Here is a 2453-nt window from a genome sequence, read left to right as displayed (position 1 = left end):
TGAAGAATTACTGCCACACCGGTGGCAACCCGACCAAAATTAAAAAATAGGTATGGGGTTCAGCGGATGCTTACTGTCTTACTTGGACGCTTTAGTGTTATTCACCAATTAAAATGTCTATGCGATAAACCATTTAAAATGTCCAGATGAAACAAGAATAGATGTCCATAATAATATTTACTGTATGTGGACTTGAAAATATAGGTAAACAATGCACAATCGTATATGTCATAAAGTGAGGATATTGATAATCTTAAAATTTATATAGACTACGAGCCATAAGTGAATATTAATTTTAAATAATTTAGCCTGAGTAAGTTTAAGTTCACAACTGAATAATTTTCTTTATAAATCATAAGCCAACCTGTTTGGCATTCCATCTTGCAACGGTGGAACGACGCAAAAAACCCACCTAAAATTAAGTGGGTTTTAATAACGTACTTATTTTTCTAAAAGATCACTCTCTAAATTGATCCATACAAGATTGTATTTCATATATAAATTGAGTTTTAGCTTGACCTGTTTCATCAATTGTCAAAATAAATTTTCTCCAGTCCCCACCTGTATGAGACTGCATTTCATTATGTAACTTTCTACATAACTCTTGGGCTTCATTGCTAATTTTGTCAAAATTATCAGGGCTATAATTCTGTTGATTCTTCTCATACCAAATAGAAAAAGAATTCCACTGTTCCTCTGGATTAAACTTATACTCTAAATGAGCTGAATCATATTTAATCTCTGTTGAAAAATGCAAAATACTGCTTAACTCATTTAATATTTCTAACTGCTTATCCACTCTACTTTCCTCCACCAGCAGTATTCACAAAGGTTTCTCTTGTTGGTTTTCCATTAATAAGAAAGGTAACTTCTAATTTATCTGGTCGTACCGAACTCAGATCATCACGTGTAAATTTAACAGTTACATTATCAATAGTTTTCCCTTCTTTGTCTGCTTTTTTCAGAATATTCTCAAAATAAACCTTATAAGCAGAATTATTGAAATTTGCATCTTGTGGGAATAAGTTATAGCGATCACATGTTCCGCCCATAGCACAACCTTGGATGTGTCCACCAACGTCTCTTTCCTTACCTAATTTTCCAACTGCTGTTTGTCGACTATCTCTAACACCTTTATTATCAAAATCAGGCTTGAAACTAATTTCTTCAACATGACCATACTCATTAGTCTTAAATTTCGTGCCGTTTGATAACTCATAATTATTATTCGCTTTTAAATTATTTACCATCTGATTTTCAGGTGTACCTTTCTGTTTTGACTTTTCAAAGTCAATAACTTCGGTATGTTTATTGTTTTGGCTTATATCTATCTCGAAATTAGTTTTCGAAACCTTAACATCTTGACCATCAATCCTAGTTGTCTTCGCAGCACCACCAATGCCTAATACTCCAGCTAAGAAGCCTACGCCATCTTTGGTACGTTGTAACTGCTCAGAAACTTGTAAGGCTGTTTGTGATACGGGGTCATTCAGATTTGATAACTGTTGCTTTGTACTATCTGAAGTATAGCCAGAAACTGTATCATAGCTAGTATCTCTGACAACTGCCGTAACTTCATTTTTAAGAGCATCACCAGCTTGTGCTATTTGACCTCCAGCTACAGTATCAACTATTAGGTCTTTCGCTAATCCAATTGGCCCACCAAAGGCTAAAGACAAGGCTAATCCTGCTGTTTCAGGATCAATTCCTGTTTTCTCTATCGCATCATTTACCTTATAACTTACTGCCGCACTTTGATCAAAGAGCTGGATTGCTAAGTTACTTCCATCGATGACTTTAACTACATTTTCACCAGCAATACTCGCTTCATTACCGTGTACCCCCTGAACAAGTACTGCAACACCTTTTGCTGTAACTACGATTGTTGGTAATACAAATGTTCCTTTATACGGTTGATTCGGATCAAACTCAGCTGCTTCAACTGTACTATTAGATACCTCTTGCTGACTAGCTGCCGTTAAAACCTGACGTACAATTGAACGAGCTGTATCATCACTGACTTGATATTCTTCAGCAATTTGTTGCTGAATCTCATTCAATGTTTGTTTGGCTGTATCATTTAGCTCTTTCGCAAGTGGTAGGACTTCTTTATTTAATAAGGCTTCGTACTGTTCTGCTCTCCACCTTGACGTATAAATTCTTTGTACCCTTCATAAACTTCATCGCCACCATTCGCTAACATTTCAGGGTTATTAGCCAATCCTGCCTGAATATTATTTAGCGAACTTAAGGCACGTTGTTTATAGGTATTATCAGGTAATGCCTTGATAATGTTTTCAGCACTTTGTCTAACGTTCTCTTGTAAATCCTTCTGCTGCTGAATAATCTCAGCACGACCACTTTCAGTGAGTAAACGATCATCTACCGTTACAGAACCATTCAACATGCCTGTCACTTGGTCACGAGTAATTTCTTGCGTGTTGTTGATATCA

2 protein-coding genes and 1 pseudogene are annotated in these 2453 nt (G+C 35.9%); all 3 read right to left on the bottom strand.

Annotated features, from left to right (window positions below):
* Positions 1–457: 457 nt before the first annotated feature.
* Positions 458–799, bottom strand: coding sequence for a hypothetical protein (locus AC5YCI_RS16215; RefSeq protein ID WP_496130471.1), 342 nt, complete (start codon positions 797–799; stop codon positions 458–460).
* A gap of 1 nt (position 800) precedes the next feature.
* Positions 801–2060 carry a DNA/RNA non-specific endonuclease gene (locus AC5YCI_RS16210; RefSeq protein ID WP_496175936.1) on the bottom strand — a complete coding sequence of 420 codons (1260 nt, stop codon included), beginning with the start codon at positions 2058–2060 and terminating at the stop codon, positions 801–803.
* Between the two features lie 53 nt (positions 2061–2113).
* A pseudogene (locus AC5YCI_RS16205) lies at positions 2114–2453 on the bottom strand (phosphoglycerate kinase); the annotation flags it as partial.

The sequence above is a fragment of the Acinetobacter sp. CY17 genome, from assembly GCF_059515825.1.
The sequence above is the reverse complement of the archived record's forward strand: the minus strand, read 5'-3'. Positions and strand labels throughout refer to the sequence as shown.